General features: G+C 36.0%; 13 protein-coding genes. 9 read left to right on the forward strand and 4 right to left on the reverse strand.

Translation table 11 applies throughout. From position 1 onward, the window contains the following. Window positions 1-92 precede the first annotated feature (92 nt). Genes AsAng_RS00295 through AsAng_RS00310 form a run of 4 tightly spaced genes read left to right on the forward strand, consistent with a single transcriptional unit; the run spans window position 93 to window position 7,745 of the window. Entirely contained in the window at window positions 93-644 is a 552-nt protein-coding gene (locus AsAng_RS00295) for an RNA polymerase sigma factor (protein WP_264790766.1), read from the forward strand. 36 nt (window positions 645-680) lie between these two features. Then, complete coding sequence (locus AsAng_RS00300; protein ID WP_264790767.1) at window positions 681-1,538, forward strand: hypothetical protein; 858 nt, start codon at window positions 681-683, stop codon at window positions 1,536-1,538. Between the two features lies 1 nt (window position 1,539). After that, on the forward strand, window positions 1,540-4,575 hold the full coding sequence (locus AsAng_RS00305; protein WP_264790768.1) for a CHAT domain-containing protein: 3,036 nt from the start codon (window positions 1,540-1,542) through the stop codon (window positions 4,573-4,575). A gap of 23 nt (window positions 4,576-4,598) precedes the next feature. Further along, window positions 4,599-7,745 (forward strand): CHAT domain-containing protein, encoded by a 3,147-nt coding sequence (locus AsAng_RS00310; protein ID WP_264790769.1) that lies wholly within the window; start codon window positions 4,599-4,601, stop codon window positions 7,743-7,745. Between the two features lie 38 nt (window positions 7,746-7,783). On the opposite strand, the gene AsAng_RS00315 is transcribed toward AsAng_RS00310, so the two are convergent. The 3 genes from AsAng_RS00315 to gcvH all read right to left on the reverse strand — a co-directional run bounded on the left by AsAng_RS00315 (window position 7,784) and on the right by gcvH (window position 9,674). Continuing rightward, window positions 7,784-8,560: an energy transducer TonB gene (locus AsAng_RS00315; RefSeq protein WP_264790770.1), complete on the reverse strand. Its 777-nt coding sequence runs from the start codon at window positions 8,558-8,560 to the stop codon at window positions 7,784-7,786. A 336-nt stretch (window positions 8,561-8,896) separates the two neighbouring features. Next, window positions 8,897-9,301 carry a VanZ family protein gene (locus tag AsAng_RS00320; RefSeq protein WP_264790771.1) on the reverse strand — a complete coding sequence of 135 codons (405 nt, stop codon included), beginning with the start codon at window positions 9,299-9,301 and terminating at the stop codon, window positions 8,897-8,899. Continuing rightward, complete coding sequence (gene gcvH / locus AsAng_RS00325; protein WP_264790772.1) at window positions 9,294-9,674, reverse strand: glycine cleavage system protein GcvH; 381 nt, start codon at window positions 9,672-9,674, stop codon at window positions 9,294-9,296. The genes AsAng_RS00320 and gcvH overlap by 8 nt, the downstream gene beginning before the upstream one ends. Window positions 9,675-9,967: 293 nt before the next feature. Between gcvH and AsAng_RS00330 the strand changes: the two genes are divergently transcribed. From AsAng_RS00330 to AsAng_RS00340, 3 genes are all read left to right on the forward strand, one after another. Then, entirely contained in the window at window positions 9,968-10,363 is a 396-nt protein-coding gene (locus tag AsAng_RS00330) for a hypothetical protein (RefSeq protein ID WP_264790773.1), read from the forward strand. Between the two features lie 738 nt (window positions 10,364-11,101). Continuing rightward, complete coding sequence (locus AsAng_RS00335; RefSeq protein ID WP_264790774.1) at window positions 11,102-13,432, forward strand: TonB-dependent receptor; 2,331 nt, start codon at window positions 11,102-11,104, stop codon at window positions 13,430-13,432. 4 nt (window positions 13,433-13,436) lie between these two features. Next, complete coding sequence (locus AsAng_RS00340; RefSeq protein ID WP_264790775.1) at window positions 13,437-14,852, forward strand: PepSY domain-containing protein; 1,416 nt, start codon at window positions 13,437-13,439, stop codon at window positions 14,850-14,852. Between the two features lie 139 nt (window positions 14,853-14,991). Here the strand turns inward: AsAng_RS00340 and AsAng_RS00345 are convergent, their stop codons facing one another. Beyond that, on the reverse strand, window positions 14,992-18,774 hold the full coding sequence (locus AsAng_RS00345) for a TonB-dependent receptor (RefSeq protein WP_264790776.1): 3,783 nt from the start codon (window positions 18,772-18,774) through the stop codon (window positions 14,992-14,994). A gap of 775 nt (window positions 18,775-19,549) precedes the next feature. Between AsAng_RS00345 and AsAng_RS00350 the strand changes: the two genes are divergently transcribed. Next, window positions 19,550-21,952, forward strand: coding sequence for a TonB-dependent receptor (locus AsAng_RS00350; protein WP_264790777.1), 2,403 nt, complete (start codon window positions 19,550-19,552; stop codon window positions 21,950-21,952). A gap of 295 nt (window positions 21,953-22,247) precedes the next feature. Further along, window positions 22,248-22,949 (forward strand): isoprenoid biosynthesis glyoxalase ElbB, encoded by a 702-nt coding sequence (gene elbB / locus AsAng_RS00355; RefSeq protein WP_264790778.1) that lies wholly within the window; start codon window positions 22,248-22,250, stop codon window positions 22,947-22,949. Window positions 22,950-22,977: the final 28 nt, after the last annotated feature.

The following is a 22,977-nucleotide window of genomic DNA, read 5'->3' on the forward strand; positions in this document are numbered from 1 at the left end:
CATCAAAAGGTTAACAGTAGCTCAGGGATATAACTTTATAATGGATCATACCACTATCAATAGTTGGTAAGGAATAAAAAACTAAAAATAGGATGGATCTAAACAAAATGAGATTTGGTAATAAGAAGACCCGTAATAGGGTTGTTAATGAGCTTTATAGAACCTCAGTTCGGTATTGTATTGCTGCTTTGTGCAAAAGAGGAGCCGACTTAGAAACAGCTAAGGATATATTTCAAGATAGTATTATGGCTTTCATTGAGAGAGTTATGAAGGATTCCAATTTTGTATTATCTGTTGATGCTAAGATCTATGTTGCTCGAATTTGTAAACACAAGTACATTGATTTTTTAAGAAAACAAGATCGTATTCCCATTATTGATGTATTGGATTATAAAATCCAGGATCATATTGATGGCTGTTTAGGAGAGTTAGAGCGAAAGAGGGTTATAGAGCACTTAATGAAGGTTTTTAGAGAAGAATTAAAAGAGGAGTGCCAAGCTATTTTGAAAGCTTTCTATTTTGATAAAAAGTCATTAAAAGAAATTGCTAGCCTCCGTAAAATCACTCCTAACTCTGCTAAAACCCAGAAATCGAGGTGCATACGTTATTTAAGGGAAATGGTTGTTGATTTAGAACGAGCCTAGAATTACCCTGTTTTATGAACTATTATATTCCGTGTTATGAAAAAAATAAATGACCAAAAGGAGATCGAACAGTATTTGGATGGAAGCTTGGATGAGCCTAGCAGAAAGGCTTTTGAGGAAAGAATAAAAAGCGATAAAGCAATAGCCAAAGAGGTTGCGATTTGGCAAACGATTTATCAGGGGATGGAAGAGATGGAGGCAACAACAGGTTTTGTAGACGATACGATGTTGGAAAATGGGCTGACCCAACTTCAAACTAACTTAGAAAAAGAGGGCTTCTTTGATGCTTCGATTCCCTCAAAAACGCCCAATAGGATGGGGCGCATCTTTGAGTTGTTTCGTTCTAAACCTGCCCGATGGATTGGAGCTGCTAGTTTTATTCTATTGCTTGCCTTTATTGGTATTCTTTTCTCTAGAGAAGCTGCTTATGTAGCGCTAAATGAAAAGGTCTTATTTGATATTAATAAAAGGGGAGGGGATAATCGGCAAGAGTTGCAGCTTCAGCGATTGCTCCAAGAAGCTTTTCTTTATTACAATAAAAGAACATATAAGCAAGCAATTCCTTTGTTTGAAGATGCCCTGAAAATTGCAAATTCTGGCGCTTTAGATCAACTTACTAGAAAATATTACTTCTCTAGAATTAGCATCTATTTGAGTTGCGCTTATTTGGAGGATAAGCAAGTAACCAAGGCTATTACTATCCTTGAAGCGGTCTATCCCAAAGAACCCATGATTGATGAAGTAAAGCGGGAAGCTTGTTGGTATTTGGCAATGGCTTATTTAGAAAATAATAGACCAGCTGCTGCCCTCCAATTATTAGAACAGTTGCGTACAGATGCTGTTTATGGCGCCGCTGCGACAAAAAAAATAAAAGCATACTCAAAACAAGAATAAGATGCAAAAAATAAAAATGATAAGCTTTTGTCTGGGAATTATTGGTTGTTTTTCTTGGGGCTTAATGGCTCAGAATTTAGAAGCACTTAGTTATGCGGAGTTGGATAGTATAGCATCTTTATTCTTGCAAAAGGAAGCGTATAAACAGGCGATTCCTTACATGCAAATAGGAGAAAAAAGGGCTAAAATGGAGTTTGGGAAACAGGACTCCATCTATGTTGAGTACCTTTCTAATTTAGGGGGGCTTTATTACCTAGCTACACAATATAAAAAAGCAGAATCATTATATACTGAGGCAAAAAATATCTACGCTCAATTCCTAGGTAAGGATGATCTTGATTATGTTTTTATACTTAATGACTTTGGACGATTGTATCAAAGTATGGGACGTTATAGTCAAGCCCAAGAATTATTTTTAGAGGCAAAGAATATCTGTGTTAACTTGAATGATGATTTGGAATATGCCAATAGTCTTAACAATTTAGCTACCTCATATTTTATGATGGGGGATTATTTTCAGGCTAAGTTCTTTTATCTTAAAGTAAAAAAAATTTATGCCAAAGTGCTAGGACGAAGAGATCCTTTGTATTCTATAATTCTTAATAATTTGGCACTGATATATCAAGATATGTATAGTTATAGTCAAGCTGAAAAATTATTGCTTGAAGTAAATCAAATTCATATTGAAGCTGGAAAAAAAGAATCATTGAACTATGCAATTGGTCTTGAAAACTTAGCCGAATTGTACGAAAAAATGGATAGTATCTCTAAAGTTGAGCGATTATTACTTGAAGCAAGGGATCTTTATATTAAAATTGTGGGTAAGAACCATTTGTCATATGCTAAAAACCTCAATAATTTAGCCGCTTTTTATGTAAATATTAAAGAATATAGTAAGGCAGAAGAATTAGCTTTTTATGCAAAGGAGCTATATGCTAAAATGGTAGGTGAGGAGCATCCTTTATATGCTATAAGTCTTAATACTTTAGGTGGGGTTTATTATCACACAGGTCGTTACCAAAAAGGAGAAGAATTACTACTTAAAATGAACAAAATTGATGCTAGAACAATGGGCGAGAAGCACCCCTCGTATGCTTTAGGGCTTTCTAATTTGGCGGTAATATATGAGAAGATGGATCGTCTAACTACAGCTTTTTCCTATTGTATAGCGAGTATGATTGCCAACTCAGACCAATTAGATAGTAGCTGTTTAACATTGGATAAATTAGATGAGTTTGATTACTACTCTAAAGATGTAATTAATGGATCTATTATGTTATTATTAGAAATCTTAAGAGCCCAATACAAAAAAACAGGTGAGAAGGCTAAACTAAAACAACATTACCAATTGGCACAAGCAGCAATACGACTCAATGAGAAATTTCGCAATGAATTTATAAATGAGGAAGACAAATTGAGAATATTGGGTTCTAATAAATCGAATATTAGTGAAGGTATTCAGGCAGCACTACAGCTCGAAGAACCAATCTACGTACAAGAAGCGTTTAGTTTTGCAGAACAAAACAAATCCATTCTTTTAGCAGATGCAATCAAAGGAAACCGAGCAAGAGTATTTGGTGATTTGCCCGATAGATTGGCAGAAGAGGAGTTGCAGCTTCAGAAAAAATTAGCCGAATTAAAGAAAGAAAATTATAGTGTTCAAACCGCAGACGAAAAAGCAAGGGTGAATCGAGAGTTGGGAGAACTAAATCTGAAAATAGATAGCTTCTTAAAGTCACTAAAGGATAAGTATCCTAAATATCACGCACTCAAATATGAAAATATTACAGCAAAAGCGCAGGAAATACAGAGCTTGTTGGATGAAAAAAGCTTGATGATTGAATACTTTCAAACCGATACTATCCTTTATTTGTTTGCGCTAAGCAAGGATCAAGTAGCTTTGTATCCTATTTCAATCCATAAAGATAGCTTAGAAAAAAGAATCGGAACGCTAAGAAACGCCTTGAGTAATTTCATTTTTAACATAGAAAAAAAAGCAGTTGCAGACGAACACTATGTAGAAAATGCCCATTGGTTGTATCAAAAAATAGTAGCCATCGCCTTAAAAGATAAATCCATTAAAAACTTAATCGTAATAACAGATGGAGCGCTGGGGCATTTGCCTTTTGAAGTCTTTTTAACACGAGCAGTTAAAGGAGAAAAAGACTATCGTTTGATGCCTTATTTACTAAATGATTACACAATTAGTTATAACTATTCGGCTACTTTGTGGAAAGATAACTTGAAGGAGGGTAAACCCAACTCAAATGGAGAGATTTTAGCTTTTGGAGCAACTTATCCAAAGGTTGATTCAAATGTATTGAGTTTTCGGTTGCCTTATTTTTTGGATTTGAGATTATCGTTATCACAGTTGCCTGAATCAGAACATGAGGTTAACGTATTGGCTCAAAATTTTGAAGGCAACTTTTTGATCGGAAAGCAGGCCAATGAACAATTATTTAAGGAAAAAGCATTGGGTTATGGAATCATTCATTTGGCAATGCATGGAAGGTCCAATTCACGAATTCCTATGCTATCGAGCCTAGCATTTACGGAAGACAATAATCATAGAGAGAACAACTTTCTACAAGCCTATGAAATATCACAATTAGAATTAAATGCCAATTTGGTTGTTTTATCAGCTTGTGAAACGGGCTATGGCAAATTTGAACAAGGAAATGGAATTGCATCTTTAGCCCGTTCATTTATGTATGCAGGAGCACCTTCTTTGATCGTTTCCCTTTGGCAAGTCAATGATGCTTCTACTGCTGTTTTGATGCAATCTTTTTATCACTATTTAGCAGCAGGCAAAACCAAAGATGCTGCATTACGCCAAGCCAAGTTAGACTATATTCAATCTGCAAAAGGAGACAAGGCACACCCTATTTTTTGGTCTGCTTTTATCCAATTGGGGAATACTGCCCCAATAGCTATTGCTTCAAAGAGCAGTTCTTGGAAATATATTTTGGGAATATCATTTTCGGTTTTTATGATTTTATGGGCTAAAAACTGGCTCAATCAAATAGAGAAGAAATAATTAATCACGAAATATAATATACGATGCTAAAAACTATATATATATGCCTGATATTTATATTGGTGCTGCGAGTTTCTATTCAGGCACAGGACTTAGATTTGATGAAATTGAATTATGCGGAGTTGGATAGTTTGATTGAGATAAAAAAAGTGAAAGAAGCCTATAAATTAGCGATTCCTTATGTACAAGCTTCTAGGCAAAAAGCTAAGGTGGAATTTGGAATCGAGGACACATTATACATCAATTATACAGCTGATTTGGGGCTTTTTCTTTATTATATTGGGCATTACAAAGAAGCAGAGTCTCTGTGGCTAGAGGTTAAGCATTTAAATGCTAAGATTAGAAAGGAGGATATTACTAACCTTATTAATTTAGCCACCTTATACCAAGAACTAGGTGACTATGTTCAAGCAAAAAAATTATTAGAAGAAGGAAAAACAATAGCAGCTCATTTAGGCAAAGAAAGTTTAAAATATGCTGATTATCTCCACACTTTAGCAGCTTTGTATCAAGAAATGGGGCAATATAAAAAAGCAGAATTACTTTTTCTTAAGGCTAATGGAATTAGAATTAAGATTAAGGGGAAATTTCATCTCGATTATACAGTAGGAATCAATCATTTAGGAACATTGTACCAAGAAACTGGGCAATTTATAGCAGCTGAAGCTTTATATTTGGAATCACTAGAGATAAAGGCAAAGCTATTGGGCAAAGAACATTCTAATTATGCTGTCAGCCTGTATAATTTAGCAGTTTTATATCTAGAAATGGGAAACTATTCTAAGGCTGAGTTATTTCATCTAGAATCAAAAAAAATTATAGAAATAACACAGGGTAAAGAGCATCCTAATTATGCAACAAGCCTTCTAGGACTAGCTACGCTGTATCTAGGTATTGGCGATTATGAAAAAGCTGAGCCCCTTTATTTAGAAGCTAAGAAAGTTAGGGTAAAACTGTGGGGAAAAAAGCATCTTAGTTATGTTGAAGTTCTGGACTATTTAGGGATTCTTTATCAGAATAGTGGGGCTTACAAAAAATCAGAGTTATCTTATTTAGAAGGAAAAGCAATTCGGGGAGAGGTAATAGGGAAGGATAATATACATTATATTCGAAGTGTGAACCATTTAGGAGTATTATACCTGATCCTAGAACGTTTAGCTGAAGCGGAACAGTTGTTTTTGGAGGCAGCAATGAAAAATAAAAGGCTATTGGGCACAGAAAATCCGACCTATACTGTTGCTTTATATAATTTAGGAAGTTTATACCTAAGAAAAGAAAAATTGGACAAGGCGTTTTTTTATTGCAAGGAGAGTATCGCTACAAATTCTGCACAAATAGACAGCAATTGTTTAGAAATTATGGCATTAGATACTTTTGATTATTATTCAGATAAATGCATCAATTATTCTATTTACAAATTGTTAGAAGTAATAAAAGCCCAATATCAAAAAACAGCGGACAAAACTAAGCTAAAACAGCACTATCAATTGGCACAATCGGCAATACGACTTAATGAGCGTTTTCGTAATGATTTTAGAGATGATGATGATAAATTGAGAACGTTAGAAATGAACAATGATTTTGTTAAAGCTGGAATATCAACCGCTTTGTTATTAGACCAACCCACCCATATACAAGAAGCGTTTAGTTTTGCAGAACAAAACAAATCCATTCTTTTAGCAGATGCAATCAAAGGAAACCGAGCAAGAGTATTTGGTGATTTGCCCGATACATTGGCAGAAGAGGAGTTGCAGCTTCAGAAAAAATTAGCCGAATTAAAGAAAGAAAATTATAGTGTTCAAACCGCAGACGAAAAAGCAAGGGTGAATCGAGAGTTGGGAGAACTAAATCTGAAAATAGATAGCTTCTTAAAGTCACTAAAGGATAAGTATCCTAAATATCACGCACTCAAATATGAAAATATTACAGCAAAAGCGCAGGAAATCCAGAGCTTGTTGGATGAAAAAAGCTTGATGATTGAATACTTTCAAACCGATACCATCCTTTATTTGTTTGCGCTAAGCAAGGATCAAGTAGCTTTGTATCCTATTTCAATCCATAAAGATAGCTTAGAAAAAAGAATCGGAACGCTAAGAAACGCCTTGAGTAATTTCATTTTTAACATAGAAAAAAAAGCAGTTGCAGACGAACACTATGTAGAAAATGCCCATTGGTTGTATCAAAAAATAGTAGCCATCGCCTTAAAAGATAAATCCATTAAAAACTTAATCGTAATAACAGATGGAGCGTTGGGGCATTTGCCTTTTGAAGCTTTTTTAACACGAGCAGTCAAAGGAGAAAAAGACTATCGTTTGATGCCTTATTTACTAAATGATTACACAATTAGTTATAACTATTCGGCTACTTTGTGGAAAGATAACTTGAAGGAGGGTAAACCCAACTCAAATGGAGAGATTTTAGCTTTTGGAGCAACTTATCCAAAGGTTGATTCAAATGCATTGAGTTTTCGGTTGCCTTATTTTTTGGATTTGAGATTATCATTACCACAGTTGCCTGAATCAGAGCATGAGGTTAACGTATTGGCTCAAAATTTTGAAGGCAACTTTTTGATCGGAGAGCAGGCCAATGAACAATTATTTAAGGAAAAAGCATTGGGTTATGGAATCATTCATTTGGCAATGCATGGAAGGTCCAATTCACGAATTCCTATGTTATCAAGTCTAGCATTTACAGAGGACAACAACCAAGAAGAGAACAACTTTCTAGAAGCCTATGAAATATCACAATTAGAATTAAATGCCAATTTGGTTGTTTTATCAGCCTGTGAAACGGGCTATGGCAAATTCAAGCAAGGAGAAGGAGTCATTTCTATAGCCCGTTCATTTATGTATGCAGGAGCACCTTCTTTGATCGTTTCCCTTTGGCAAGTCAATGATGCTTCTACTGCTGTTTTGATGCAATCTTTTTATCACTATTTAGCAGCAGGCAAAACCAAAGATGCTGCATTACGCCAAGCCAAGTTAGACTATATTCAATCTGCAAAAGGAGACAAGGCACACCCTATTTTTTGGTCTGCTTTTATCCAATTGGGGAATACTGCCCCAATTGCATTAGAGACCAAAAGAAGCATTTGGAGAAACGTTCTAATAGGTTTTTTATTTTTGGTATTGTTTGCAACAGGAATAAAATATTGGACAAAAAAAAGGTGATTCTCTAGAGAATCACCTTTTATATAATTGGTATTATTTTAGTTCAACTTGAATCGAACAGGTAAATTATACTTAACACGTACAGATTTACCACGTTGTTTACCTGGAGTCCACTTCTTAGACATTTTGTTCATCATATTGACAATACGCAATGCTTCTTTTCCACATCCTCCACCTGGGTCACGCAAGATTTTTGCATCTTTGATAGCACCATCTTCCATAACTGTAAAACTTACTACAGACATTCCCTCAATGCCGTTTTCACGAGCCATAGTTGGGTATTTGATATTTTCGTAGATAAATTTCAACAATTTTTGATCTGCACAAGCTTTCTTCGCTTTGTTATCACCTGCTTGATCTTCACAACCAGGGAAACGAGGCATTTGCTCTACAATCGTAAAAATTTCTGGCTCTGGTTCTGGTTCTGGCTCTGGCTCTGGTTCTGGCTCTGGAGCTGGACCGTCACCATAAGGACCTTCATAATCAGTAGGTGTATCCGTAATTTCTGTTTCCTCATCAATTTCTTGATCTTCTTGTTCCACTTCTTCCACTTCTTCTTCCACCTCTTTGATTTGAGCTGGTGGCGGTGGTGGTGGCGGCGGTGGTGGTGGTGGTGGTGGTTGAGGAGGTGTGTTTGGTGGCTCAGTCATGATCTCTTCGATATCAGGAATATCATCAAAAGTCATCAATTCTGTAATGGTAACATTAGTCCAGTTGATGACGAGATAGATTGCCAACAAAGCAGCGACTCTACTACCATAAGTAATAGTACGAGATTGTTGGAAAATATCGACCTCTTGATATTTCCTAACCAAAGCAGATTTGCCTTCTGGGCTATCGTTGTATTTGCTTAAAAGTTCCTGAGACTTTTTATCCAGGTAGAATCTGTACCCGACAATTATACCGTAAATTAATACAGCAATAGCTATCAAGCTTAACGCTAATTGACCACCTGTTATCTCTGGACCTGCATAGAGCAAAATACCACCAAGTTGTAGTCCGTTGATTAACATAAATATGCTTTTAAATTAAAAAATAAAATTAATGCAAATAAAATGTTCTTAAATAAACAAAATTCAGTGTTTGAATCTATCCTTAAGAACTACAGACAAATATAATTAAAATCTTTGTCCTAGGTATTTTTTCTACAATTAAAGTGCAGAAGTTTTTTGTATAAAAAATTTGGTAGCGGTACAATAGTAAAAAATGGCTGCTACCAGTGTTCCAGCAAAATTGGCTAACATATCGGCATAGTCAAAAGAACGATCTGGTATGGTTGCTTGAACAAATTCTAAAACAATGCCATAGAAACCTGCAATTATCATGCAACACAAAATCCAAGCCCAATTTCCTCCTTTTGTCCAACCTAAACTCTTAGATAGTGCCCCAATTAATAACAGTGTTTCCACTGCATAAAAAAAGAGATGCCCTACTTTGTCCGCAGACAAAAAATTCCATGGTACAGGTGGTAGGTTAGAGGTAGTTGATAAGGACCAAATTAAAATCGCCCAAATAATTGCTGGAACAAAGTACTTTGTTTTATACCAATTAAGCACTAACGCTATCTTTATACTCAGCAGCACTCATTAAACCATCCAATTGGCTAGCGTCTGCTAATTTGATCTTAACCATCCAACCATCACCATAAGGATCTGTATTGACTAATTCAGACTCATCGTCTAGTTTAGTATTAAATTCTAGAATAGTACCAGATACTGGCATAAATAAGTCAGAAACAGTTTTAACAGCTTCTACATTACCAAAAACTTCATCTTGGTCTAGTGTTTCACCTTCAGTATCAATGTCAATATAAACAATGTCACCTAGCTCACTTTGAGCAAAATCTGTAATACCAACATAAGCTTCATCACCCTCTACACGCACCCATTCATGGTCTTTTGTGTACTTTAAATTTTCTGGAAAGTTCATAGAACAAAATCTATTGATTGAATTAATAAATATTGTAAATTAGTCAAGGCTTCAAAGTTAAATTTTTTTTTGAACCTAGCATCATAATCCTTCCAAAAAACGTTCTATCTATAAACTTTTCTCTTTACAAGACAGTGGGTTTTTTCTATAAGATGTTTGATATTTTATTTTTGGTGGGTGAGAAGCAAAAAAATCTTTGTTGCCTGTACTCAATCAACAAAACAAAAATTAAAAAGTGACAGGGTATTTTTAAATTGCGAATATTTTTTATCTTTGTGCTCAAACTATTTTTTATGTCGAGATTATTAGCCATATTATGGATTTTGTTAATAAGTGCACAAGCCTCTTATCAGGGCTTGATATACACTTATTATATCGCTAATAAAGATTACATAAAAAGTCAACTTTGTGAAAATAGAGCATTACCTGAATTAAAATGTGATGGAAAGTGTCACCTAAAAAAGGTACTTAACATTTCTAAAACGAAACAAAGTCAGGAGCCTCAACCCTTTTTACCTAGTTTGGAAGAAATTAAAACGCCCGTTTTATTTTACCAGACTATTTGTTCTACTATATTGCATTTAGTGTATTCCAAAGCAACTCTTTTTGACAAAGGAGCATTATTTGAATATGCATTTACTTATCAATATAGTCCTATTTTTTCTGCTTTTCAGCCTCCTAGGGCTTAAGCGACCTATCTTCTTAATTTCATTAATTCGGTAAAAAAAATCTTATTGGGTTATTGCATGCGTGCTGCGCAGTTGATTTATAGGTCTTTAATGATTTATAATGTCATATCTGTTGCATCGATCCAGTTTTCTGAATTGAGAAAGTATTTTCTGTATAACAATGCATCATTTTTGATTGAGCATATTCTGCTACTGCCCAAATGACAGTGATTCTTTGATTAAGACCAAAGAGATTATTGGGTGCAGTGTACGCTAATAGTGCCTTCTAATTGTTGCTGTATTTTTAGATAAATGATGGCAAATAACCACTAACTAGTGTTAGGGGAAGAAGCTAGAGTACATTCTATTTAATGTAGTACAATCTTTCTTTATTCTGTTGATTACTTATTGCTACTTTATGGCTAATTGGTTGGAGTAAGCAAGCTAGATGTCTGTGCGTATATCCAAAGGTTTTTGCCTGTGTGAAAACTTTATTGAGAAGAAAAAAACATACTATTTATTGTAATCATCTATTGCATTAGGCAGTGTATATAATTCAACGCAAAATGTTTTGGATGGAACACTATCCCTTTTTAGGAGGTAAACCTCTTGAATAAGCCCCTTTATGTACTTATGTGATCTAAGTGTTGTTTTGATAGACAGGGATTAAAACAATTTACAAACAAAATCCTTGACGAAGATGGTCTTAATCAATACTCAAGATGGCATACCTAAATAATTAAAAAATTCTATTGTATTATGAAAAAGTTACTCCTTATTAGATTAGTAGCACTCATTGCTATTTTTATCCCCAATATTAGTTTTGCCCAGACAATAATAACAGGTAAAATTGTAGATCATCAAACTCAGGAACCTTTAATTGGTGTTAATCTCTGGATTACGAGTTCTGAAAAAGGAACCATCACCAATACAAATGGAGAGTTTAGCTTAGAAGCTCAAAAAACAGATGAAGTTCAAATCTCTTTTATAGGGTACGAATCACAACAAATCAAAGCCAGTGAAATTCCTACGGTTCTCAATCTAAAACCAACCGTTGCAGAATTGAGTAAAGTCATTATTTCGGCCAGTAGAAACCAACAAAGTAGAGCAGAGGCACCTGCTGCTATTGCTTCGGTGACAGCAACTAGTATTGATGATGCTCGTGCTACTTCTTTGGATCAATTGCTAAATAAAACTCCAGGGGTATTTATGGTGGACTTAGGCAATGAGCAGCACAGCATGTCGATTCGCCAACCTCTTTCTTTCAAAAGTTTGTTTTTGTACTTGGAAGATGGTTTGCCGATTCGCCCAACAGGTGTTTTTAACCACAATGCCTTATTGGAAATGAATCAAGCAAATATCCGTCATATTGAAGTAATTCGAGGCCCATCCTCTTCGCTCTATGGAAGTGAAGCAATTGGTGGTGCCATCAATTTTATTACCTTGCGTCCAACTTCTGTTCCTACTGCTAGCATTCGTTTGCAGGGCAATAACTTGGGCTATAAACGAGTAGATTTGCGTGCAGCAGCTACCTTTGGAAATTTAGGGGTTGCCTTTTCTGGTTATTATGCCAATCGTAGAAATGGTTTTAGAGAACATAGCGATTTAGATAAATTAGCCTTGACATTAAAATTAACTTATAAGGTATCAGAAAAAGATTTTTTGTCGGCTGATGCGACGATTATTGATTATAAGTCGGATATGACAGGGAGCTTGGACAGCGCCAGTTTTTATGGGCGAAAATATACTTCTCTACATACCTTCACACAACGAGATGTATGGGCATTGCGTTCCAAAATTCAATACAAACGTTATTGGACACCCAAAGCAAAAACGAGTGCGGTGGTATTTTTTAGAGATAACTCTATCCAACAGATTCCTTCTTATCGTGTGAAGGACGATTGGTCTCCTTGGGGAAATCCAACAGGCGACAAAAACTTAGCGCATGGAGAAAGCAACAACAACAGCTACAAAAGCTTTGGAGCTTTGATTCAGCATCGTCAAGAGTTTGATTTTTTGAAAACTTCTGTAACGGCAGGAGCATCTATTGATTACAGTCCAAATTCGTATCAATCCAATTATATTTCTATCACAAAAAGTGACGAAGGTATTTATACGAATTATATCAATGAAACAGACTCCATGCTGACCGATTATAAGGTTGGTTTGGTCAACCCAGCAGCTTATGTACAAGTAGAAATGACACCATTTAGAAACTTTAAATTTGTGGCTGCGGCTCGTTACGATGCCTTTGTTTATAACTATGACAACAATCTTCCAACAACCGCTTTTTCTGGGGCACCAGATAATGTAGATCAATTTTGGGCATTAACCCCTAAAATTGGAGCGACCTATACGATTGCAAAAACTTCGGGTATTTACGCCAACTTTAGCCAAGGTTTTGTACCACCACAAATTGGAGAATTATATAGGGGAGTTAGTGTGCCAATTCTAAAACCTGCTACTTATAATAATTTTGAATTGGGAGGTTGGATGAGCTTGTTAAAAGATAAGTTACATATTGATTTGAGCTTGTATCTAATGGATGGTTTTAACGAAATTTTATCGGTTCGTCAAGATAATGGAACCTATATGAATCAAAACGCAGGAAAAACACGTCATATGGGAATTGAGTATGGTGTTTATTATAGCCCTATCAAAGATATTTCCATTCGAGTAACAGGATCGAATGCATCTCATACCTTTTTAGAATACAATGAAAAAGGAACAGACTATGCTGGCAACTTGATGCCACAGGCTCCTAATTGGTTATTTAATACAGAAGTGATGTACAAGCCTCGCTTCCTAAAAGGTTTCCGTATAGGAGTAGAGATGATGCACATGAACCAATATTATATGGATGCTGCCAATACCAAAATGTACGATGGATTTGTCATTTTTAATGGGCGAGTGGGTTATACCATCAAAGGATTTGACATCTGGTGTAATGTTATGAATTTTACCAATCAATTGTATTCGCCTAATGCTCGTTTATCGAAATGGGGAGAGAGCATCACGGTTGGGAATCCTATTAATGTAAATGTAGGAATTGGATATAATTTTGTAGCAGGTATGTACCGTAAAAAATAAGCAGATGTTTAATAAATTATATAAGTGGCACAATCGGATTGGGCTATTGATTGTCATTCCAATTTTGGGTTGGTGTATTAGTGGCTTGACGCATCCTATGATGGCGCACTTATTTAAAATAAAACCAGCAGAGCGTTTTTTGCGCTCTGCTCCCATACAACTAGATAGTACGAGCATATCATTGGCTGCTGCTCTAAACAAACATAAGATTGCTTCCTTTCAGAATTTTAGAATGGTCAATTTTGAAGGAACAACTTATTACCAAATTATACAAACAGGAAAACCTAGTTTGTATATCCATGCTACTAAGAATACCCTATTGGAAGATGGAGATCAACGGTATGCGACTTATTTAGCCCGTTATTTTTTAGGAGATTCGATCAGTGCTATAAAATCCATCAGCGTTTTAGATCGATTTACCTTTGAGTATAAATTTATCAATCGTTTATTGCCCGTTTATAAGGTCTCTTTTGATCGAGGAGACAAAATGGATGTTTATGTAGAAACGAATAGTTCTAGGTTGGGAACACTTAATAATTCGACTAGAAAAGCCTGCATTGCCATTTTTAGTTATTTGCACAATTGGTCTTTTCTGAACGACTGGCCCAATGCCAAGCTATTCTTAATGTTGTTGTTTATGGGCTTGTCATTTTTTGTGGCGGCAAGCGGTTTGATTATTTATGGTTTTTTGTGGAAATCATTTCAAACTAGCAAAGGGGGACAGGTAGACCGTAGCCGAAAATGGCATCGAAGAATTGGGTTGATGGTATCTATTTCGACACTGGCATTTGCTTTTAGTGGAGCTTACCATGCTTTAGCCAAAAAGTCTTATGCTTCTACTCAAACACTCAAAAATAATTCATTTGATGCAACAATTGTAGCCAATTTGCCTCAATTATGGACTCGTTTGGATGGAAGATTGGTGAAGAATATAGCTTTGGCATCGTTTGAAGGAAAGACGTTTTATCAAGTCATTTGGATGGATAAGGCTACGGAAGTAGGGTATTTTGAGGTACAAAATTTAGCACCAATAAGTAGGGGAGAAGAGCGTTATGCTATTCATTTGGCCAGTAAATATAGCCAATTACCAGCGGATAAAATCCTATCCACAACACCTATTCAGCAATTTGGTGGAGAATATGGATTTATCAATAAGCGATTGCCTGTTGCCAAAGTACAATACGATACGGAGGAACAGCATAGTATTTATGTGGAAACTTCTTCGGGAAAATTAGCAGCTAACATTTCTTCTGCCAAACGTTGGGAGGCATTGAGCTTTCTAATTTTGCATAAGTATCACTTTTTAGATCCAATGGGCAAAAAAGTGAGAGATGCCGTAATTGTTGTGCTTATTCTGGGAATTATGCTCGTTCATATCCTAGGACTTGTATTGTGGTTGCGACGTTATAATCGAGGTTAATTAGAGCAGAAGTTGTTTTGTGTACTGATGAAAAATAGGAGTTTGCGAAGAAGGATTACCTTCTTGCAAACTCCATTCTTCTATTAAAGCATCTATTGGTTCTCTATAGTTGGTTTTAAGGTTTAGTTGATCAATAGATTTAGAAAGAAAAACTTGCCCCCAAAAAGATTCTACGAGGGCGAGAAATATTGTAAGGGTCGTTCATACGCAAATTGTATAACATCTCATACGATTGTGGCTGAGAGGCAGCAAAACCAGGACCAGGTCCATTGCTAGCAGTTAAAAAGCCGTCATCGGTTGGAGAGCCTGTAACAGAATAAACATCCAATACATTTTGAGTGTTAAATAGATTGGTGACTCTCAAATATATATTTAAACGCATGGGGTTTTTACTGTTCTTTCCGATTACAAAATTGCGATCAATTTTTAGTCCAACACGGAAATTCCAAGGTTTTCTAGCACCATTGACACTACCATCTGTATTTCTATCGGTAGAACTATGACCAAGCCCTCCAGCTATTTGTTTGCGGGTATAGGGGCGTCCTGAATTGGCATTGACGCTAAGGCTTAAACCAGTGTTGGCGAATACTTCAAAATTGCCAATCTTAGGACCAAAGTAATCATCTCCTCCTTTCAAGCGATAGTCAATATTAGCATAAAGCGTATGACGTTGATCAAAATCCAAGGCAAATACATATTTTAATTCTTGCGCAGTTCCTCCTACCGCAGAAAACGGATTGGAACCAGTTCCTTCAGAAAATTGCAAAACGTAATTGGCAATAATTTTTAGATTTTTATGACGCAATGTTTCATACTCTAATTTAAAAGATTTAGTCGTTGAAAAATCATCATTCCCAAAGGTCAAATAGGTATTGGGGTACGCATAGGTGTATTGCTGAATCTGAATCAAATCTCGTTCTTCTTTATAGATCAACGAAAGCTTTAATTTAGAAAAATCGTTGAGTGCTTGTTGGAAACCTACCTCATAATTGATGGTACGCTCAGGTTTTAGGTTAGGATTATTGATGATGCCATTGCTTTTGGTAATTTCTCTAAAATTATAATAATCGTAAGCGGAAGCAAAAGAACCTTGTGGTGGTCGCTGAGACAAAATATCATAGTTAGCATAAAAATTAGATTCCTTTGAAATAGGAAATGACAAAGCAATCCTAGGCATTACAATGATTTCGGGAGTATAATCTCTAAACGATTGGTTAGGATCGTAGTTTTGACCCTGAGGATCAATATGAGCTGTTCCAAAACCTTTTAATGCAGGAACAAAAGTAGTACCCAATTCACTAGCTGTATTAACAGGCAATCCCTGAGCATTGTACCATTGTTTGCCATCTCTATACCCAATCACTGTAGCATCTTTATTGTTATCATTAACATAAACGGCAAAGTCATCTCCAATATTAGTTGGTCTACTATATTCTGGGCTTTGTCCAACCGCATAAATAGAATTTTCACTTTCAAATTCTGCGGCAGTTTCATAACCTGTAATGCTATAAGGATCTTTTAGAACGCTGGTATTGGCATCATAACTATCAAAACGGACTCCTAATCGGCAAATAATATCTTTATAAATAAACTTGTCTTCGATATAACCTGATAGATAAATCGGATTGTTGGGCGCAACAGGGCGGGTTTTGATCCCATTTTCATCTGTAGCAGTAAAAAAGTCATTAAAACTAACATTGGTTCCCAAAGGGTTTCCTTTGTAGTCATAACCGTAGTAGTTAATGATTCGTTGGCTTCCTGTAATTAACGTAGTGGGTTCAAACCAATCCAGTTGCATTTGGTCTGGTGTCAATTCATGTACTGCAATCCAATCTCTTTTGTTCAAGCCGAGTGATTTTCTTAGGTTGGCTCCAAACTGAGTCATTGCTACTTCATTACCTTCTTCATCTTTACGTATTAATGCATCGTATAATTGATAATTGCGTTGGGTTTCTGTATCGTAATAGTTTTCGCCAGTTGGTCGGCTTTGATCTGTTGCATTAGAGATATGAGTATTCGCACTTTGATAGGCCAGTTCCCATAAACTAAATGGATTGATGTTATAGCTACGAGTAACTTGTTGTTCAAAAGTACCTCCCAAATTAATTTGGTGGCGCATTGGGTTGCCTGATTTTTGGTTGGCAACTAAATCAAATTTGACTTGTACATTAGCTCTTGCCTGTGAACTATTGCTTTTGCTAAAACCTGAGTTGGTAAGGTGTGGTGCATTAAATAAATCATAGACAGAACTACGTCCCCCTGCAATTGTTCCATTGATGACTTCCATCTCATTGATGGATGTTGGGGCATTGGGATTAGAATTGGGCTGGTCAATCAGATTATTATAAGCAGCCAAACCTGGATTGATGTCCATATTTGCCTCGTACTTATCAAAGGAATTAAAGAAGGCAGCATGCCCTGTTTGTTCTTTCCATCCAATGATTTCTCCTGCTGAATCATAGATAGGAATAGAATCTATGATGCCAATAACAGGCAGTCTACTTTCATAAAACTTTCCTACATAACCATATTCCCACAAGCGATCCTTATAACGAGGATCTTCTCTTGAAAAATTAGTTTGGTTATAGCTTCCAATGAGTTCATAACTTAAATTTTGGAATACTGGTTGCAAGCGGTTTAAATCGCCGTCTTCTTCTTCTTTGTTGCCTGGAATGGTAGAACTAACAGTGTGGTTAAAGCGAGCAGAAAAGCCAATGGTGTTAAATTTTTGATTAGGGTTAAAATTATAATTAAACAATTGATTATTGACGTCTGCTATATTTCCCCAGTCAAATCTTCCGCTTGCATCTACCGAAAAGAAATAATCAGAAGAAGGTTTGAATTCTATGCTGGCGGAATACTGCGCATAAGAGTTACGTGCATTAGAACGTACATTGGTTTTTTCTAAATCGTCAGCAGTTAAAAAGTCAGAGGCATAAACCGTACCTGTACCACTAGGGTTTGCTATTAGTGGGTTCTCTAATAATTCTTTTAGTTTTTCGTCACTCAACTTAAAGGTATTTAACGCAGAAGGACGGTTGTCTTTTGTAGTGAAGTAAGACCCTGAAAAACGATAGCCTAAAATCGTTGATTTTACGATTTTTCCATTGCGCTTAAGGGTGTCACCCAGTGCATTAATCATAGGTTTGGCAATCATAGGACCTGAGAAAAAAGCATTGAGGGTAGAGGCTCCAAAATTGTCTAAAAATTGCGAAGTTTCTGCTTGTATACTTCCTCTAAATTGGGTAGCGGGGTCTTTGGTGATAATGTTAGTGATGGACCCTGTTGCATTACCATATTGAGCAGAAATACCACTGGTCATAATTTGAATCTCTGCAATTTCAACATCAGCAATTGGAATAACACCACCAAGGACAGGAATGCCATTGACCATAATCAAGTTACTGGTCGTACGACTTCCTCCAGAGCTAATGGCTTCTCCTTCATCTGCTGCATTAACGGTTGCAGTACTGGTAATGGCTCCTCCGATGCCTCTTTCTGGATTGTTGACAATAAATTCGGCATCACGGGTAGAGCCTCCTTCATTTTTGCCTGGATCTACGATAGGATCTTTTGCTGTGATAGTTGTTGTTTCTATTTTTACAACTTGACTAAGCTGCACATCCATAAATCGAACCTGTCCTGAAGAAATGCTAATCCCTGTAATGGTCTTAGAAGGATAACTAGGATAAGTAATCACCAAGCTATAACTTCCCACTTTGATGTTAGAAAAATTATAGTTACCGTTCAAATCTGTCTCAACAACAGCAATTTGGTTGTCTCCCTGCATCAATGCCATAGGAGCAAAGGGGAGGCTTTCTTCAGACTCTTCGTCTGTTAGTTGACCTTGTAGGCTACCTGTTTGTGCCCATGCGCTACTGCAAAATAGTAGTAGTGCGAATGAAATAAAATAACGAATCATAACCAATAAGCTTTTAATAGTGTTAGCAAAAGCCCTTTTGGTTGAGTTAGTAGAAGATTGAGTAGAGTAGAAGAAAGTGCATCAATATGCCCGTATTGATACCTTCCTATAGTACAAATATGACACTAATAAAATCAAGGAACAAACACATAAAATGGTGTTTCTCAATTATAGAAAGCTATTTTTTTTGATTTTTATAAGCTTCTAAGATCTTTTTCTCAAAAAAAACAAAGCTTTAAAGAGGCCGTAACACTAAAATAATCTTTGTTTCTTGAAAAAAAAGAAGGCGAAAAAATAGAGCGAACGAAGTTTTTTTTAGCCTAAATATTTACTTTTTTTCTTATTTTAAGAAGATACGTTCCTTAATTGAGAAATGAGAAGGTAAGCTTACCTTAACTTGTTCTTAAAATCCTATACAATTAAAAATAATTGTTTAATTTTGCATTATAGAGATCGTGTTAAGAAACAAAAAAATAGAATAAGCCGTAAGTTATCAATAACTTCTACCTATAATTTTTTGTTTTTAAGTAATCGTTCACAATACTTATCCCAGAACAACTACCTAAAGAATCTCATCCCGTCATTTCCCTAGATTTTTCAATACTTAATTTTTGAGAATATAGTTTGCTCTTTTAGCGACAAACATGATTCTCAAATTATACTTTAATAGTAGTTTATAAGCTACAAAATCCCCCCCCTTTTATTCACTATAGCCAATTGGTTTGAAGGAATGCCATAATCTTTTTAAGCAATAGGCTATATAATTGTTCTAAGAATGAAAAATATAGTTAACAAGACAAAGTACTTATTATTATTAGGTTGTTTATTGAGAAGTTTCACAAGTATTGCGCAAGACATTGAACTAAAAAAACAAACATTCCGAGGATATATAATTGATCGGACGACACAGAATGGAATTTCTGGAGCGTTCATAGAACTATTAAATCATTCGCCTAGAATTTCTGCTATTTCTGGAGAGAATGGCATGTTTGAACTAAAAAATGTTCCTGTAGGGCATCAGAGGGTACAAGTAGAACTAGTTGGGTACTATGAAACAATTCATTCTCAATTAGTAGTAGCGGGGAAAGAAGCTGTTGCAACAATTGCATTAGATGAAAAAGTAAAAAGTTTTGTTACCGTAGAAGCCAAACGGAGTAAAGTAAAGGACAAAGGAAGGTTTCGCAATGAAAAAATGGAAACGGTTGATGAAATGAACCCGATTAGCACTCGCACCTTTAATATAGAAGAAGCGACGAAGTATGTTGGTGCTTATGGCGATCCTGCTCGAATTGTAACTAATTTTTCGGGAATGTTTAATATTGATGACTCTCAAAATTTTATTGTATCTAGAGGAAATAGCCCTTATGGAATGCAGTGGATGATAGAGGGAGTACCTGTTGATAATCCCAATCATTTGGCAACAATGGGAAATACAGGAGCCATCTTTCCCTTGTTAAACAATAATTTGTTAGATGATTCAGACTTTACCAATGGGGCATTGGCTGCTCAATATAGCAATGTTTACTCTGGTGTTTTTGATGTCAATTTGCGAGAAGGAAACAATAGTCAACATGAATTTATGGCTCAGTTAAGTACGTTTGGTGCTGAATTTATGGCAGAAGGTCCTTTTCAAAAAAAAGGAGCATCCTATGCTGTTGCTGTTCGGGCTGGAATATTTGATTTGATTCAGTTGGTTGGGATAGATATAGGATCGAATGCATCCCCACATTATTATGACGTTAATTTCAAACTAGATATTCCCACTAAAAAACTAGGTCATTTTTCTATATTTGGAATTGGAGGATTATCAGATGTGGCGTTGTTAAATGAGGGCGTGGATTCTAGCGATATTTTTGCAGAACAAGGGATTGATTTATACATCAATGCCAATTTTGGATTGGTGGGAGTTAAGCATCAAAAATTCTTTGGCAAGCAAACCTATTTAAAAACAACCTTGTCCTATTTGTTGGAAGATTATCGATCGCATCGAGATACGATTTATCCAGATAGTGTAAGCCCTTATTTTGCGGTCAAAAATTTTCGACAGCGCATTGGGCTTTCTAGTATTTTAAATAAAAAGATTAGCTCTAAATTTACCTTTAGATTAGGGGCACATGGTTATTTGCATTTTATTTCTATTTGGGATCGTTGGTTGCAGCGGGACGAAACCCATTCCAAGGCAGAGGATATACAAGTTTTAGCCAGTGGCTTTTTTCAAGCTCAATACAAATTTTCACAGCGTTTGGTGCTGACCTTGGGGGTTCAAGGAATGTATTGGACTCTAAATAAAGACTCTTGGGCGATAGAACCTCGCTTTGCCCTGAACTGGTATCTTGCTGCACGACATAAGCTAAGTTTAGGTTATGGTTGGCATAGCCGAATACAATCTTTTACAATGTCCTTTTTTGTACAGAAACGAGCGGACGGTACTTATGATACGAGCAATCGAGCCTTAGGTCCAACACGAAGCCACCATGTTGTCTTGGCTTATGATGCTTATTTGGCGAAGTTTTGGGGATTAAGGGCTAATCTTTATGCCTTGTACAATACCAATATTCCAGTTTTGAGTACACCGAGTAGTTTATCCATTGCCAATCATGGAGCTTTTTCTATTTACCCAGAATTGGTGGGCTGGGAAAGTACAGGCGAAGGTTTTGGATATGGGGCTGAGTTGTCGATCGAAAAATTCTTTAGCCAAGGTTACTATGGTTTATTATCAGGGGCTTATCAGCGATCTTTTTATAAAGGGAGTGATGAGATTTGGAGAAACAGTGCTTTTGATGTGCAATATATTGCATCTGCCGTTATGGGAAAAGAATTAAAGATAGGAAAGAAAAAGAGAAATATCATTTATGCCGACCTTCGCTTCAATTTGCATGGGGGACTTCCTTATACGCCTGTAGATTTGGAAGCTTCTAGAAGGCTAGGAACGGAAGTGTTGGTAGAGGAACAGGCTTATACTGAACGTTTGGGAGTCTATCGAAGGATTGATATACGTCTTGGCGCTCGATTTAACCATCGAAAAAAGCGCATTTCACATCATGTTTATATCGAAGTATTAAATGTCACTAATTTTAAAAATGATCTACAGGTTAAGTATAATGTCAATACTGAGCAAATAGAACGAGCTAAACAATTTGGTTTTTTGCCCAATGTATTTTACCAGATTCGTTTTTAGGCATCTTTTAGAAATAGAAACAAAACTCTTAGCTAATTTTTAGTTCATAGAAGATCAATTTTTATTTCCTTTTTGTAACTTGTGGCAATGGCTAAGAACAAACTATTTTGGACAGATTGTGTTCTTTAATGGATTTGTTTAATGGTTATTTAATACAAGCTACTTTTTTATGTTTTTATCAACTAAAACGTAGTGCTCACGCAGAAAAAAACTATCTCATGAGATAGTCGTTTAGTTTTTCTTCAAAAAACATAAAAAAGCATCTGACATTATAAAAATCTAGAACTAAAAAAATATGAAAATAGGTGTATTGTTAGCAGGCAGTGGTGTGTATGATGGTTCTGAAATTCAAGAAGCTGTTTTTACACTTTTGGCGATTGCTGAGTGCGGTGCAACCGCAATTTGTATTGCTCCTAATGAAGAGCAATATCATGTGGTTAATCATCTCACAGGAGAAGAAATGCCAGAAAAAAGAAATGTATTGATAGAATCGGCTCGTATCGCTCGTGGCAATGTAAGCGATTTGGCAACAGCAACAACAGATGATTTTGATGCCTTGGTGATTCCTGGCGGTTTTGGGGCTGCTAAAAACCTCAATCAATGGGCTATCAGTGGTCCTGAAGGGGCTATCAATGCTGATGTTAAGCGATTGATTTTAGCCATGGTAAAAGCCAAAAAACCAATTGCAGGTTTGTGTATGGGACCTACTGTTATAGCCAAAGCGTTAGAAGGAGAGGACATCAATGCTAGTTTGACGGTTGGTTCTACAGAAGAAGCATCTCCTTATGATATACAAGGAATTAGTGAAGGAATGAATAATATCGGTGCGATGACTGCTATGGCAACGGTAGAAGAGGTGATTGTTGATCATACCAACAGAATTGTAACGGCTCCTTGTTATATGATGGATGCAAGCATACAAGAAGTGCGAGAAAATATTGCTATGGCAATTATTGAATTGATCAATCTAGCGAATAATCCAGAAGAGGAGTCGTAAAATTGCTTTAGTCACCCTTAATTCAAAT

The organism is Aureispira anguillae, assembly GCF_026000115.1.
Taxonomy (GTDB): Bacteria; Bacteroidota; Bacteroidia; order Chitinophagales; family Saprospiraceae; genus Aureispira; species Aureispira anguillae.